Annotated in this window: 11 protein-coding genes and 1 pseudogene; 4 read left to right on the forward strand and 8 right to left on the reverse strand. The window is 62.2% G+C overall.

Annotation, left to right across the window (positions count from 1 at the left end):
• Positions 1–83 precede the first annotated feature (83 nt).
• The 4 genes and pseudogenes from E0D86_RS16935 to leuA form a co-directional block, all read right to left on the reverse strand.
• A pseudogene (locus tag E0D86_RS16935) lies at positions 84–809 on the reverse strand (endonuclease); the annotation flags it as partial.
• Between the two features lie 86 nt (positions 810–895).
• Positions 896–1,762 carry a carboxylate/amino acid/amine transporter gene (locus E0D86_RS16940; RefSeq protein ID WP_131651211.1) on the reverse strand — a complete coding sequence of 289 codons (867 nt, stop codon included), beginning with the start codon at positions 1,760–1,762 and terminating at the stop codon, positions 896–898.
• A 117-nt stretch (positions 1,763–1,879) separates the two neighbouring features.
• Positions 1,880–2,935: an NAD(P)-dependent alcohol dehydrogenase gene (locus E0D86_RS16945; RefSeq protein ID WP_131651212.1), complete on the reverse strand. Its 1,056-nt coding sequence runs from the start codon at positions 2,933–2,935 to the stop codon at positions 1,880–1,882.
• 416 nt (positions 2,936–3,351) lie between these two features.
• The gene (gene leuA / locus E0D86_RS16950) at positions 3,352–5,022 is read right to left on the reverse strand and encodes a 2-isopropylmalate synthase (RefSeq protein ID WP_131651213.1); all 1,671 of its coding nucleotides are present in this window, start codon (positions 5,020–5,022) and stop codon (positions 3,352–3,354) included.
• 303 nt (positions 5,023–5,325) lie between these two features.
• Here leuA and E0D86_RS16955 point away from each other — a divergent pair, with 303 nt between their 5' ends.
• Positions 5,326–5,718, forward strand: coding sequence for a DUF2946 domain-containing protein (locus E0D86_RS16955; RefSeq protein ID WP_131651214.1), 393 nt, complete (start codon positions 5,326–5,328; stop codon positions 5,716–5,718).
• 53 nt (positions 5,719–5,771) lie between these two features.
• Entirely contained in the window at positions 5,772–7,874 is a 2,103-nt protein-coding gene (locus E0D86_RS16960; protein WP_131651215.1) for a TonB-dependent copper receptor, read from the forward strand.
• 123 nt (positions 7,875–7,997) lie between these two features.
• Here E0D86_RS16960 and E0D86_RS16965 read toward each other — a convergent pair whose 3' ends face one another.
• The 3 genes from E0D86_RS16965 to E0D86_RS16975 form a co-directional block, all read right to left on the reverse strand.
• Positions 7,998–9,287 carry a mechanosensitive ion channel family protein gene (locus E0D86_RS16965; RefSeq protein WP_131651216.1) on the reverse strand — a complete coding sequence of 430 codons (1,290 nt, stop codon included), beginning with the start codon at positions 9,285–9,287 and terminating at the stop codon, positions 7,998–8,000.
• 110 nt (positions 9,288–9,397) lie between these two features.
• Positions 9,398–9,940 carry a hydrolase gene (locus E0D86_RS16970; protein WP_131651217.1) on the reverse strand — a complete coding sequence of 181 codons (543 nt, stop codon included), beginning with the start codon at positions 9,938–9,940 and terminating at the stop codon, positions 9,398–9,400.
• A 24-nt stretch (positions 9,941–9,964) separates the two neighbouring features.
• On the reverse strand, positions 9,965–10,789 hold the full coding sequence (locus E0D86_RS16975) for a peptidoglycan DD-metalloendopeptidase family protein (protein ID WP_131651218.1): 825 nt from the start codon (positions 10,787–10,789) through the stop codon (positions 9,965–9,967).
• 334 nt (positions 10,790–11,123) lie between these two features.
• Here E0D86_RS16975 and E0D86_RS16980 point away from each other — a divergent pair, with 334 nt between their 5' ends.
• On the forward strand, positions 11,124–12,698 hold the full coding sequence (locus E0D86_RS16980; protein WP_131651219.1) for a TerC family protein: 1,575 nt from the start codon (positions 11,124–11,126) through the stop codon (positions 12,696–12,698).
• A 42-nt stretch (positions 12,699–12,740) separates the two neighbouring features.
• On the opposite strand, the gene xseA is transcribed toward E0D86_RS16980, so the two are convergent.
• Positions 12,741–14,117 carry an exodeoxyribonuclease VII large subunit gene (xseA, locus tag E0D86_RS16985; RefSeq protein ID WP_131651220.1) on the reverse strand — a complete coding sequence of 459 codons (1,377 nt, stop codon included), beginning with the start codon at positions 14,115–14,117 and terminating at the stop codon, positions 12,741–12,743.
• 148 nt (positions 14,118–14,265) lie between these two features.
• Here xseA and E0D86_RS16990 point away from each other — a divergent pair, with 148 nt between their 5' ends.
• Positions 14,266–14,817, forward strand: a complete 552-nt coding sequence (locus tag E0D86_RS16990) for a sugar ABC transporter ATPase (RefSeq protein WP_131651221.1) — start codon at positions 14,266–14,268, stop codon at positions 14,815–14,817.
• The last annotated feature ends 14 nt before the right edge of the window (positions 14,818–14,831 follow it).

Genomic DNA, 14,831 nt, shown 5'->3' on the forward strand with positions numbered 1-14,831 from the left:
CCGCGTGGCGGCGCGCAATATGCGTACTGTTCGCTCCAGCGAACATAACGCTTGCTTCCAAGCACGCCGCGCTGATCTAGCCTCTTTTTGCCGCTTACCGTTGCCGAGCGAGAAATCGACTTCGCGCAGCGACGTAGGTCGACGGTGCCGACATAGCGATTAGCGTTGCCCTGTACACACGCGACGCTGTTGTTACGCCATCGCTCCCATTCGCTCACCGGGTACTGGCGATTCCATATGTCGAAGAGGCGCCGGTCCTGTTTCGACAGACGCAGACCGTAGCGTTCACTCATATAGAGATAGGTTCTGGCGATGGTGCCACGGCTATAGTCCGGCGGCATCGCGGTGCGTTGCTTGAAATTAACCACGAACCGGCACGCGCCGTACTGGCTCGGCTTCTCGCTGAGCATGCCGAAGCCATAGTTGCTGCGGTCTCCGTTGACCTCGCCGACCACCGGAACCAGATTGTGCAAATCGGCCTCGGCCTTGCTGAAAACCGGATCGGTCGAGGTGCAGCGCTTGCGACCGCCTTGTTGCCAGCATTGACGTTGATGGCCGATCACCCAAGCGGGAACGATGTGTTCCCATTCGACGCGTGCGGCGCGCTTGGGCTGCTTGCGTGGAATGTAGCCACAGCTCGCCAGGTCGATCTGCTTGCCCTTGAAGGCGCAGCGGCAATAGAAATCCACTGGTCGCTCAGCATAGATGGTCCAAGCGATCTTCTTCGCCGCGTAGAAGGTTCGCGGCGCTTCGGCATGAACGACAGTGGATAAAAGAAGGGCAAGCAGAAGCAGGCTGTAACGACGCATGGGAATCTCGACGACTGGCTGAGAGTCGCATCCATGCGGGGCGCGTCATGTTACCAAGTTGTGAAAAATCTATATAGAACAATAAGTTACATGATGGCATTAAGCCTGCTTCGACCCAGCCGATTGATCCACAGAGAGGCGAGGATGATCAGCCCGCCGATGGCAAGTAGCCGCAGATTTGTGTCCGTACCCCAGATCAACAGATTCAGAACCAGCCCCACCGGTACCGCCAGATTGTTCATCACTGCCAACGTGCCGGCGTCCACCAGGGTTGCGCCCTTGTTCCAGCAGAATTGACCTAACGCCGTGGCCAGTACACCCATCCATACCAGTACGCCCCATTGGCTTGCCGTTCCAGGCAATTTGTCGGCATCGCCGAACAGCAGCCAGGCCGGCAGCACGATTACCAATGCACCGAGGAAGAAATAGCCAAAGCGCCGATAGAGCGGGACATCCGATGGATAGCGTTGCGCCAGGTGCTTATAGCCAACCTGCCCGGCGGCGAAGGTGAAATTGGCCAATTGCATCAATAGGAAACCGCCGAGAAAATCGCTGGAAATCCCGTCATAGCGGATCAGGCCCGCACCGAGTACCGCGACCGCCGCGGCCAGCAGCGCCCAAGGATTGAAGCGTCGATTGAGCGCGTCGTCGATCAGCGTGACGTGCAGCGGTGTGAGGACCGTGAACAGCAATACCTCGGCTACCGTCAGGACGTTGAAGCTCAGATACAGGCACAAGTAGGTCACGCCGAACTGCAGCGCACCGACCAGCGTTACGCCTGCGATGAAGCCCGGCGCAACGCCGCGCCAGCGGGTGAGCGGAAGAAACACGAGCCCGGCGATAACCACGCGGGTAAGCACCGCGAAATAGCTGTCCACCTGGCCGGCCAGATAAGCGCCGATCAGGTTGAAAGAAAACGCCCAGAGCAGGGTTACGAAGATCAGGTAAAGCATGCCGGCTCCTCAGCAGAAGGCCGGCGACCTTAGCGGCTCGGCTGCAAAGAGGGAAGACCCGGCGTGCGTTCGGTGGCGGTGGCTGGCGTGCTCGGGTCCGGCGCGCCAGCGGTAGGCTCAGGCGGACTTGAGCGAGGCCATGTCGATGACAAAGCGGTATTTCACATCGCTCTTGAGCATGCGCTCGTAGGCTTCGTTGATGTCCTGCATGCGGATCATCTCGATATCCGAAACGATGCTGTGCTCTGCGCAGAAATCCAGCATCTCCTGAGTCTCGGCGATACCGCCGATCAACGAGCCGGCCAGTCGGCGGCGCTTGAAGATCAGCCCGAAGACGTTTGGCGACGGGTGGGGAGAAGCCGGTGCACCCACCAGGGTCATGGTGGCATCGCGTTTGAGCAGCGCCATGAAGGCATCAAGGTTGTGCGGTGCGGCCACGGTGTTGAGGATGAAGTCGAAGCTGTTCAGATGTGCGGCCATCTCGTCCTTGTTCTTGGATACCACGACTTCCGAGGCACCCAGGCGCAGGGCGTCTTCCCGCTTGTCCGGCGATGTGGTGAACAGCACGACCTTTGCGCCCATGGCGTTAGCGATTTTCACCGCCATGTGGCCAAGGCCGCCGAGGCCGACCACGCCGACCTTCTGCCCCGGGCCGACTTTCCACTGGCGTAGCGGTGAATAGGTGGTGATGCCGGCACACAACAGCGGCGCGACGGCGGCAAGATTATCGGTGTGGCTAATGCGCAGTACGTACTTTTCGTCCACCACGATGACGTCTGAGTAACCACCAAAAGTGTTCTCGCTGCCGCCGAAGGCCGACCCGTTGTAGGTGCCGGTGAAACCGTTCTCACAGTACTGCTCCAGCCCTTCGGCGCAGGACGAGCAGCTACGGCAGCTGTCGACCAGGCAGCCGACGCCGGCCAGATCACCGGCTTTGAAGCGCGATACGGCCGAGCCGACCGCGACAACGCGGCCAACGATCTCGTGGCCTGGTACGGATGGATAAAGGGTGTTGTTCCATTCGTTGCGTGCGGTGTGCAGGTCGGAGTGGCAGACACCGCAGTAAAGGATGTCGATCTGCACGTCGTTCGGCCCGACTGCGCGGCGCGAAAACGAATGAGGGGCGAGCGGTGTGCTCGGGTCAAGGGCGGCGTAACCGTTGGCGTTGCTCATGGCAGCTCCTGTGTTTGCATGTCCGGGCTAGAGGCCAAGCTTATACCGATGGCGGCGGCGTCGTTTGCACGATTCTCGCGATGAATGACAGATTACTGTCGAAAGGATTGAAGCAACGAAGCGACACGTTTCATAAGGTGTGCGCTGTACACCCCCGGACTCGGCTGAATGTGGTGCGCGGAGCGCCCTTTACGAGCAGCTGGATACACGGAAGCGGGTTGCCGCACGGTTATGGTTCGTTGGAAGGCGGGAAGATCCGGACGAAACCTTCTCGCACCATTTTGATAGCGACGCCGGCCACCCATACCCCCGCGTCTCGTAGGGTGCGCTCTGCGCACCACTGGGCTCGGATAAATGCGATGCGCGGAGCCCACTCCGTGGGCAGTGGCGAGCCCGCTGGGGCTCGCGGCGTTGGTTCAGGCTGCCTTCGCCTCGGCCTCACGCACCGCGCGGTTCAATGCGCTGAACAGGGCGCGGATGCTCGCCGTGGTGATGTTCTCGTCGATGCCTATGCCATGCAACGGGCGCTCACCATCCAGGCGCACTTCGATATAGGCCGCGGCCTTGGCATTGCTGCCGGCACCTATGGCGTGCTCGTGGTAGTCCATGATTTCCAGCTTGACCGGCAGTGCCGCGACCAGCGCTTCCAGCGGGCCCTTGCCGATGCCGCGCAGGTTCAGGGTTGCGCCTTCGTTGATCACCTCCACTTCAAGCGCGCTGGTGCCATTCTCTTCCTGCAGGCGATGACCCTTGAGCGCGTAGGGCGTGACGGCTTGCAAGTATTCGGCTTCCAGCAGTGCATAGATCTGCGCGGCGCTCATCTCCAGGCCGAGGCGGTCGGTTTCCTTCTGCACCACCTGGCTGAACTCGATCTGCATGCGCCGTGGCAGGCTGATGCCGTATTCCTGCTCAAGCAGATAGGTAATGCCGCCCTTGCCGGACTGGCTGTTGACGCGGATCACCGCTTCGTAGCTGCGGCCGATGTCCGCCGGGTCGATCGGCAGGTAAGGCACTTCCCACAGCTCGTCGGCCTTCTGCACGGCGAAGCCCTTGCGGATCGCATCCTGGTGCGAGCCGGAGAAGGCGGTGTGTACCAGATCGCCGACGTAAGGATGGCGCGGGTGCACCGGCAACTGGTTGCATTCCTCGACCACCTTGCGCACGGCGTCGATGTCGGAGAAATCCAGCTGCGGATCGACACCCTGGGTGTACATGTTCAGCGCCACGGTCACCAGATCGACGTTGCCGGTGCGCTCGCCATTGCCGAACAGGCAGCCTTCGACGCGATCGGCGCCGGCCATCAGGCCCAGTTCGGTGGCCGCCACGCCGGTGCCGCGGTCGTTGTGGGTGTGCAGGCTGATCAGCACGCTGTCACGCTTGGCAATACGGCGACCGAAGTATTCGATCTGATCGGCATAGATATTCGGGGTGGCCGCCTCGATGGTGGCCGGCAGGTTGAGGATCAGCTTCTGCGCGGGCGTCGGCTGGAAGACCTCGATCACCGCGTTACACACCTCGATGGCGAAATCGGTCTCGGTGGAACTGAATACCTCCGGCGAATACTCGAAGCGCCAGTTGGTCTCTGGCGCCGCGGCGGCCAGGCGCTTGATGACTTGCGCCGCGCTGACCGCGATGTTCACCACGCCGGCCTTGTCCTGATTGAAGACGATGCGGCGGAAGCTCGGTGCGGTGGCGTTGTAGTAGTGGACGATGGCCTGCTTGGCGCCCTTGAGCGATTCGAAGGTGCGGGTGATCAGGTCCTCGCGTGCCTGGGTCAGCACCTGAATGGTCACGTCATTGGGAATGTGGCCGCCTTCGATCAGTTCACGCACAAAATCAAAATCGGTTTGCGAGGCGGAGGGGAAGCCCACCTCGATTTCCTTGACCCCCACGGCGACCAGCGTCTTGAAAAAACGCATCTTCTTCGCCGCATCCATCGGCTCGATCAGTGACTGATTGCCGTCGCGCAAGTCGGAGCTGAGCCAGATCGGCGCCTGGGTGATGGTCTTCGACGGCCAGGTGCGATCAGGGATATCAATAGGGGCGAAGGCGCGATATTTTTTCGACGGATCTTTGAGCATGGTCATGGCGTTTCCTTGGGGCTCGCTCGTGGCGACAGCAATCGGGACCGGTTTTGCCGGCTGGTTATGGTGAAAACTTAGTCCTTTCTGGTTGAGTCGTGCAACAGTTGCCAGAAAATTGGTATGAACTGCTCTACTTGGTAAGTTGTGCGAGATTTACTGCCGATAATTTCGTTCTTGCTTGCGCTTGCTTGCGCTTGCTTGCTCGAAACTTTGCGGCTTCATGTCGCAGCCGCTTCGGCAAACCGAGCGTGCGATCATCAGGTACCGGTTCAGCAGAGCCAGGCACTGTTAACCAAGGATTTGCCGGTGACACGCAAACGGCTTTCGACATCAAGTATCTGGCTTGGCCTGTTCGCCATGCTGATGATTCATGTCGGCCCGTTGTACTCGGCGATACAGACGGCGCAAACCGCCGCTGCGCCGATCGGCGAGCACCATCAGCATGCCGGCCATGAGTCCTCGCCGGCACACGGTCATCACCGGCAGGCATCGGGCACTGAACCCGCCTGGTTGGCGGCGCTGGAGCTCTGCGGTTATTGCGAACTGCTGACGCTCAACCCGCCGCTGACGCTTGCCCTCGATCTGGCCTTGCCTCGGCATGAGCCCGAGCATTTCCTCTCCCTGCCCGACGCGCCGCTGATCCCGGCGCTGCGTCGCAGCAGCGGCTACGCACGCGCTCCCCCGTTTTTCCACAGCTGATGCCTGGAGCCGTGTCGCCACGGCTATACCCAAACATTGAAGTGGGAATTCACATGACCCGTAATACTCGTGGCCGTCAGGCCCGTGCTTGCCTGTCCTTTAGCTTTTCGATCCGATCATCCCGCCTGCGTTGGCAGACCGCCCATGCCGCTCTGCTGGGAGTGCTGGCCAGTGGTGCGCTGGCGGCCGAGCGGGGCGATCACGCTCATTATCATAGCTCCGCCGAACTCACGCCGATGGTCATCACAGGCGTCGCCCAGCAGTCGCCGCTGACGGTGGTTACCGATCCGAAGATTCCGCGCCAGCCGGTGCCGGCCAGCGACGCGGGGGATTACCTGCAGACCATCCCCGGCTTCTCGGCGGTGCGTGGCGGCGGCTCCAACAGCGATCCGGTGTTTCGCGGCATGTTCGGCTCGCGCCTGAAGCTGCTGGCCAATGGTGCCGAGATGCTCGGTGCCTGTCCGAGCCGGATGGACTCGCCCAGCTCCTACATCACCCCGGAGAACTACGATTCGCTGACTGTCATCAAGGGGCCGCAGACCGTGCTCTGGGGCGCTGGCAACTCGGCGGCGACGATTCTCTTCGAGCGCGAACCTGAAAGCTTCAGCGAGCTGGGCGGGCGCATCAATGCCAGCTTTCTAGTGGGCTCCGATGGTCGTTTCGATCGCACTATCGATGCCGCCACGGGCAGCGAGCGGGGCTATATCCGCCTACTGGCCAATCGTTCGGATTCGGACGATTACCAGGACGGTAATGGCGACCGGGTTCATTCGCGCTGGGACAAGTGGAGTACCGACCTGGTGCTTGGCTGGACGCCGGACGAAGACACGTTGCTGGAGCTGACGGTCGGTCGCGGCGACGGCGAAGCTCGCTACGCGGGGCGCGGTATGGATGGCAGCCAGTTCGAGCGCGAGAGCATCGCCCTGCGTTTCGAGCGGGACAACATCGGCGAGGTGCTGCAGAAGATCGAGGCACGGGTCTACTACAACTACGCCGATCACGTGATGGACAACTACAGCCTGCGCACGCCTTCAGGCATGGGCATGATGGCCAATCCCATGGCCAGCAACGTCGACCGCCGTACCCTGGGCGGGCGGCTCGCCGCGACCTGGCAGTGGAGCGACTTCGAGCTGGTGGCGGGTGTGGATGCCCAGCGCAACGAGCACCGCAAGCGCAACTCCAGCTACGACATGATGACCGGCACGCTCACCGAGCATGACCGCTTCGCCTGGGACAAGGATGCCGATTTCCACAACTACGGCTTGTTCGGCGAACTCACCCGTGAGCTGGGTGACGACCGCCGGGTGATCGGCGGCGCACGCCTGGATCATGCCGCCGCCAAGGATTACCGCAGCACAGGCCCGTCGGCAGGCGACAGCCGTAGCGACAACCTGCCGAGCGGCTTCCTGCGCTACGAGCATGATCTGCAATCGCTTCCCGCAACGGCCTATGTTGGCCTTGGTCATACCCAGCGCTTCCCTGATTACTGGGAACTGTTCTCGGGCGGTGCCGATGCCTTCGCCAATGTGCAGCCCGAAAAGACCACCCAGCTGGACTTTGGTCTGCAGTACAGCCAGGGCCCGCTCGATGCTTGGGCGTCGGCCTATGTCGGCCAGGTTCGCGACTACATCCTGTTCAGCTACCAGACCAACATGATGGGCATGTCCACATCGAGCGCCGACAACATCGACGCGCGCATCATGGGCGGCGAACTGGGCGCCAGCTATCGCCTGAATTCCAATTGGAAAACCGATGCCAGCCTGGCCTACGCCTGGGGCAAGAACAGCTCCGATGGCGAGGCGTTACCACAGATGCCGCCACTGGAGGGGCGGCTGGGCCTGACCTACGAGCAGGGCGACTGGAGCGCGGCCGGTCTCTGGCGTGTGGTGGCGGCGCAGAATCGCGTGGCCGAGAACAAGGGTAACGTGACCAGCAAGGACTTCGACGAAAGCTCGGGCTTCGGCGTGTTCTCGCTCAACGGCGCCTATCGCCTGAACCAGAACTTCAAGCTCAGCACCGGTATCGACAACCTGTTCGACAAGGCCTACAGCGAGCACCTCAACCAGGCTGGCAATGCCGGTATCGGCCTGTCGGCGGATGAGCGCATCAACGAGCCGGGCCGCACCTGGTGGGCGCGGGTCGATATGAGCTTCTGATTGGTCGCTTGGAGGAGGGCGGGGCTTTTCCGCCTTGGACGTAGGCTGGGGTTGTGAAGCGGATTGTTGCCCATGTATCAGGGATGATGCATGGGCAGCGCCTGAGTCTTCGTGACGCTACAGCTAGCCGGCCGCTTCAGCCGGATGCCTTTCTGGCTGCGGCAGCGCCGGTGCGCCACCCTGCGTCAGCGACTCGCTCCAACCCCTCATGTCCGCCCCGCTCGGGTGCTGGAACACCCGCAGGCCGAACTCCGGCAGGATCGATAGCAGGTGATCGAAAATATCCGACTGAATCGCCTCGTACGGCACCCAGCTCACGGTGTTGGTGAAGCAGTAGATCTCTAGCGGTAGCCCGTCGGCTGTGGGTGCCATCTGACGCACGATGAATGTCATGTTCTGATGAATGCCCGGGTGGCTGCGTACATAACGTTCGACGTAAGCGCGGAAGGTGCCGATATTGGTGATGCGCCGGGTATTCACTGGCTCCTGCCCACGCTCGGCCAGCCTGGCGTTCCAGGCGTCGATATCGCGCTGCTTCTCGCCCAGATAGTCTTCGAGCAAGCTGAAACGATGCAGGTGTTTGCATTCCTCCTCACTGAGAAAGTGCACGCTTTGCTGGTCGAGAAAGAGGCTGCGCTTGATCCGGCGGCCACCACTCTCCTGCATGCCTCGCCAGTTCTTGAACGAATCGGAAATGAAGCGCTTGGTCGGAATGCTGGTGATGGTCTTGTCCCAGTTCTGCACCTTGACCGTGTGCAGCGCAATGTCGATCACGTCGCCATCGGCATTGAGTTGTGGCATTTCGATCCAGTCGCCGACGCGGATCAGGTCGTTGGAGGTGATCTGCACGCTGGCCACCAGCGACAGCAGGGTGTCCTGGAAGATCAACATGAGCACCGCCGCCATGGCACCGAGGCCGGACAGCAGGATCAGCGGCGAGCGGTCGATCAGGGTGGCGATGATCAGTATGGTGGCGATGGCGTAGAGCACGATCTTGACCACCTGGAGGTAGCCCTTGATCGGGTGCAGATGGGCGTCGGAGCGGCGCTGGTAGAGCAGGTTGATGATGTCCATCACCGCGCCCAGGGCGAGGGCGATGGTCAGCACGATAAAACCGCCACAGACGTTTTGCACCACGGTCACGGCGGCTTTCGGCAGGCCTGGAACGGCGCTCACGCCGATCGACAGCACCAGTGCCGGGACGATATTGGACAGCCGTTTGATGATGCCGAAATCCTGCAGTTCGGCATCGCGCGCATGGCGCAGCAGGCCATAGAGCCCACGCACCAGAATCCGCTTGACGATCCAGTTGGACAGCCAGGCGGCAAAGATCAGCGCGGCGCAGGCGACCAGCGTTTGCAGTTCGGGGTGGGCTCTGAGCCAGTCCAGCCAGCCGGCAAACTCGTCAGTCATTCAATACTCCATCGGTACTTGATACAGCGGGACGTGCTGCAAGGAGGCGGACCTTAACAAAATCCGCCAATGCAGTCCCGGCAGTGGACGGGTACGAGCTGCCGTTCGGCTCAGCGAATGAATTCACGGCTGATGGACTTGAACAGGTCGGTGCCGGCGCGCTCCATCCATTCGAAGGCAACCATCTCGCGTGAGACAATCTGCGCGCCGGCCTGACGCATGCGCTGCAACGCCAGCTCCTTGTCGGAGGCGCGGCGCGAGCTGACCGCTTCCTCGACCACGAACACCTGGCAGCCGTGCTCCAACAGGTCAAGCACGGTCTGCATGACGCAGACATGGGTCTCACAGCCGCAGACCACGAACTGCTTGCGATCCCCGCCGGGACGCTTGAACAGTTCGCCGTCTGCGGCGGAGGAGAATTCCATCTTTTCCAGAATGGAGTCGGCGTCCACGCCTTCGCGAAGTACGGCTGCGGTCGGCCCCAACCCCTTGCTGTACTGCTCGGTGATCAGCACCGGCACCTCGACACGTCGGGCGATCTGCTGCAGCCAGGCGGTGTTCTCGATCATGGCGGCGCTGTCCAGGATGGCCGGCAGCAGGCGCTCCTGGATGTCGATGATCAGCAGGGTGGACTCGGTGGCTTTGATACGCATGTCGGTAGCTCCTTTTATTGCGGTTCAGAGTTTGAACGCGCCAATGAATATCGACGGATCGACACGTGTGTCGTTAAGGCTGACGTTCCAGTGCAGGTGCGGCCCGGTGGCGCGGCCGGTGGCGCCGACCTTGCCCAGTATTTCGCCGCGACCGAGCGGGTCGCCGACCTTCACCCCGATCTCGGACAGGTGGCAAAACATGCTGATCAGCCCCTGGCCATGGTCGACGAAGACCGTCTTGCCATTGAAGAAATAGTCACCAGTGAGGATCACTTTGCCGGCCGCCGGTGCCTTGATCGGTGTGCCGGCTTTGGCGGCGAAATCCAGACCTGAATGCGGGTTGCGTTCTTCTCCATTGAAGAAACGACGCAGGCCGAAAGGCGAGGAGAGCGGGCCTTCGACGGGCTTGTCGAACAACAGGTTGCTGGGCTGGTTGGGGCTGAACTGACGATAGGCCTCGGTCTGCTCGGCCAATTCCCGCTCGATGCGCTTGAGGTCCTCGGGGTTCGGATTGACCTGGCGCTGGTTCTTCAATGTGATGTGCTGGGCGCGGTATTTGCGGTGCTCGACCTGAAAGCTGCGTGGGCTGCCATTGACGTCCACCTGCTGCGCTCCGGGTTTGATCGTGAGCGGGATGCCGAGAATGGCAATCCAGCGCTGGCCGTCCTCCCTGATCACCAATGCCGGCTTGCCCTGGTAGCGCACCTGCGGCGCGGCGACGCCGTCGCCCAGTTCGACCACTGCCACACCGCCTGGCACCGGCTTGTTCAACAGACGGGTGATGAAGCCCTCGGCGTGGGCGGGAATAGTGAGCACGAGCGTAAGCAGAAAAACGATGACGCGTGGCATGGGCGGGATCCGCTTGGAGAAATGGCCATCCTCGCGTAAACGCTTGGCGGGGGGAAGGGTATACGGCGTAGGGCTCCACGGCGCGGTCGTCTGAAAACACTCGTAACCAATCGGTCGTGACGCGCTCCTCGCTGCTGACTATTCTCTCGGTCCCGTATCTACCCCAAGGGCTCCATGAACATTCCCTGTACCCAGCCGCGATCGTCGGCCATGACGATCGCGGCGCTCTCCAGCTGCTATTTTTCGATCATTCCAACCTCCGATGTCGCGTTATCCCACGCGTGCACCGCTTGCGCCGTAGTGCGCCACCTGTCCACCACAGGAGACCGCAAACATGGAATGGATCGCTGATCCTACGGCCTGGCTGGGCCTTCTCACGCTTATCGTCCTGGAAATCGTCCTGGGCATCGACAACCTGGTCTTCATCGCCATCCTCGCGGACAAGTTGCCGCCCGAGCAGCGCGACCGTGCGCGCGTCATCGGCTTGAGCCTGGCGCTGGTGATGCGCCTGGGCCTGCTGGCAAGCATCGCCTGGCTGGTGACGCTCACCGAGCCGTTGGTCGAACTCTTCGGCAAAAGTTTCTCCGGGCGCGACCTGATCATGCTCGGCGGTGGCCTGTTCCTGTTGTTCAAGGCGACTATGGAACTGCACGAGCGGCTGGAAGGCCGTATGCACCAGCACACCGGCAGCAAGGCCTACGCCCGCTTCTGGCCGGTGGTAGCGCAGATCATCGTGCTCGACGCGGTGTTCTCCCTCGATGCGGTGATCACCGCCGTGGGCATGGTCGAGCATCTGCAGGTGATGATGATCGCCGTGGTCATTTCCATGACGCTGATGCTGCTGGCGAGCAAGCCGCTGACCGCCTTCGTCAATGCGCGGCCGACGGTGATCATGCTCTGCCTGGGCTTTTTGATGATGATCGGCTTCAGCCTCACCGCCGAAGGTCTGGGCTATCACATTCCGAAGGGCTACCTGTACGCGGCCATCGGCTTTTCCATCGCCATCGAGTTCTTCAACCAGCTGGCCCGTTCGCGTCGCAAGCGCAGCCTGCAGGGCGCCCGCCCGCTACGCGAACGCACCGCCCACGCCGTGCTGCGTATGCTCGGCGGCAAACTGGAAGCCGACGAAGTGGATGACGAGATCGCCGACATGGTGGATCGGAGCGGTCAGACGGAGCCGGGTTCGCTGTTCAACCGCCGCGAGCGGGTGATGATCAGCAGCGTGCTCAATCTTGCCGAGCAGTCCATCCGCACAGTGATGACCGATCGCATGGAAGTGGACCGCATCAACCTCGACGGCGAGCCCGCGACTATCCAGACGGCGTTGCTCAACTCGCCGCAGTCGCGTCTTGTGGTGGCCCGTGGCGATTCGCCGGATGAGCCGCTGGGCTATGTGCACAAGAAGGAGCTGCTCAAGACGCTGCTCAATGGCGAGGCGCCAGAGATCGAGCCGCTGGTGCGTGCGCCCATCAACCTGCCCGACAGTTGTACGGTGCTTAGCGCTCTGGAACAGATGCGCCATGCCTCGACCCACATCGCCTTCGTGGTCAACGAATTCGGTGGCTTCGAAGGCCTGCTGACCTTGACCGATATTCTCGAAGCGATCGCCGGCGAGCTGCCGGATGCCAGCGAGGTGGAGGGACCGGATATCGAGCCGGTGGAGGGTGGCTACCGCATCAACGGCGCGGTCAATCTCGCCGTGCTGCGCGAGCGCCTCGGTTTTCGCGCGGTGGCGACCGACGACTACCAGACCCTGTCCGGGCTGGTGATGAGCCTGCTCGATCGCCTGCCGGTGATCGGCGATCAGGTGGAGCATGCCGATTGGCGCTTGCACGTCACCGAGGTCAAGGACCGGCGCGTCACGGCGCTATTGCTCAAGCGGATCGAGGAGCAAGGCGCGGCGAGGTAAGAAACTAAAGCCCGGCAGGTATTTCCCGCCGGGCTTGCTCGTTCAAAGCAGCGGCAGTGTCACCGGCTCGAGGTGGTTATCTTCCACTCGCACATCCAGCTCACCCTCACCGAGACGGGCCTTGAGGCGCTGGCCGGGCTGCGTCTGGCTGGCGCGGCGGACGGCATGGCCGTGTTCGTCCAGCAGAATGCTGTAACCGCGCGACAGGGTTGCTAGCGGGCTGACGATATTGAGCGTCTGCGCCAGGCCCTGCAGCTGCTGGCGGCGGGTCTTTAACCTTTCCTGCATGGCACGCGGCATGCGCTCGGACAGATGCTCAAGACGCTGGCGCAGCAGCTTCAAGGTGCGCCCCGGATGCTGTGCGCCCAGGCGGGTATCAAGGCGGGCAAAGCGCTCCTGGCCCGCGCAGAGGCGACGGTCGATACCGCGCAGCAGGCGTTGTTCGAGGTCGTCGATGCGCTGGGCTTGCTGTTGCAGGCGTTCGCCGGGGTGGCGCAGACGCTTGGTCAGGTTCTCGAGCCGTGACCTGTCGCGATGAAGCCGGTCCTGCATGCGCAGCAACAGACGCTGGCGCAGGCTTGCCAGGCGTTGGGAAATATCCGTGCTGCTGGGTGCCAGCAATTCGGCCGCGGCAGAAGGCGTCGGTGCACGCACATCGGCGACGAAGTCGGCGATGGACACGTCGGTTTCGTGGCCCACGGCGCTGACGATCGGCGTCTGGCAGGCGGCTACGGCGCGGGCGATGACCTCTTCGTTGAAGCACCAGAGGTCTTCCAGCGAGCCGCCACCGCGGGCCAGGATCAGCGCATCGAAACCGCCACGATCGGCCAGCTCGATGGCGCGGACGATCTGTGTAGTCGCTTCGCGGCCCTGGACCGGTGTCGGCACCAGCGTCAGTGCCACATGGGGCGCGCGGCGGCGAAACACCGAAATGATGTCGCGGATCACCGCGCCGGTCGGCGAGCTGACGATGCCGATCCGCTGTGGGTGTGCGGGCAGGGCGCGCTTGCTGTCGGCATCGAACAGGCCCTCGGCACCGAGCTTTTCCTTCAGCGCTTCGAAGGCCAGACGCAGCGCGCCGTCGCCCGCCGGCTCGACATTGTCGAGGATCAACTGATAGTCACCACGACCCTCGAACAGCGACACCCGTCCGCGTACCTTCACGGCCAAGCCGTCGCGCAACGCTTGGCGCACTCGTAAGGCGTTCTGCCGGAACAGCGCGCAACGCACTTGGGCGTTTTTGTCCTTCAGCGTGAAATAGATGTGGCCGGAAGCCGGCTTGGCAAGGTTGGATATCTCGCCTTCGACCCAGACTTGGGCGAACACGTCCTCCAGCAGCAGCCGCGCGCGGCCGTTGAGCTGGCTGACGGTGAGGATCTCGCGGTCGAGATTCAAGCGTTGAAAGGGATCTTTGAGCATGGCGGCGATGATACGGGAAATGACCCCGAAGAGCGCTGGAGGCTGAAGGTGGACGGCGCGCGCGCTCGGCTCCGACCGGGCGCGATTGACCTGAGCGGGCAGCGTATTAAGCTGCGCGGCTTTCCTCCACCTTCGACCCAAGCCCATCATGAGCCACAGCCAAGCGATCATCGTGCCGCGTATTTCCACCTTTCCTGGCCATGAAGCCAGGGCGCGAAAGGTCCTTCGCTGGCTCGTCGAGAGGCGCATCGTCGAGGCGCTGCCGACCACCTGTGGTCGCGGTGCCAGCGGCATGGCCTATGCGATCGCGCCGGGCGCGCGCGCCGTGGTCCTGCATCCGGAACGGCTGCCGTTCGACCAGCCGATCAATGGTTTGGAGGTTGTGACCAAGCGCTGCATCTATACGCCGACTCACGATTTTGCCGAGGAGGCGGGTTGCCCTGAATGTCGCCGCGAGATCGGTGAGGCGTTGTTCGAGAGTCTCGACGAGTGGATGCCCGCGCAGACCGACACCTTTACCTGCCCGGAATGCGGTTATGAAGACGACATCAACGGCTTTCTTTTCATTCCGGCCTGCGGTTTCTCCAATCTCGGGTTCATCTTCAATGGTTGGGGTGAGGCCGGCTTCAGCCAGTCCTTCCTTGACGAGTTCGCCGCACGCCTTGGTTTTGGAGTGGCGCTAGTGGTCGAGCAGTTGTGACCGATCGGTCATTT

Source organism: Pseudomonas sp. IC_126 (assembly GCF_004331835.1).
GTDB lineage: Bacteria > Pseudomonadota > Gammaproteobacteria > Pseudomonadales > Pseudomonadaceae > Stutzerimonas.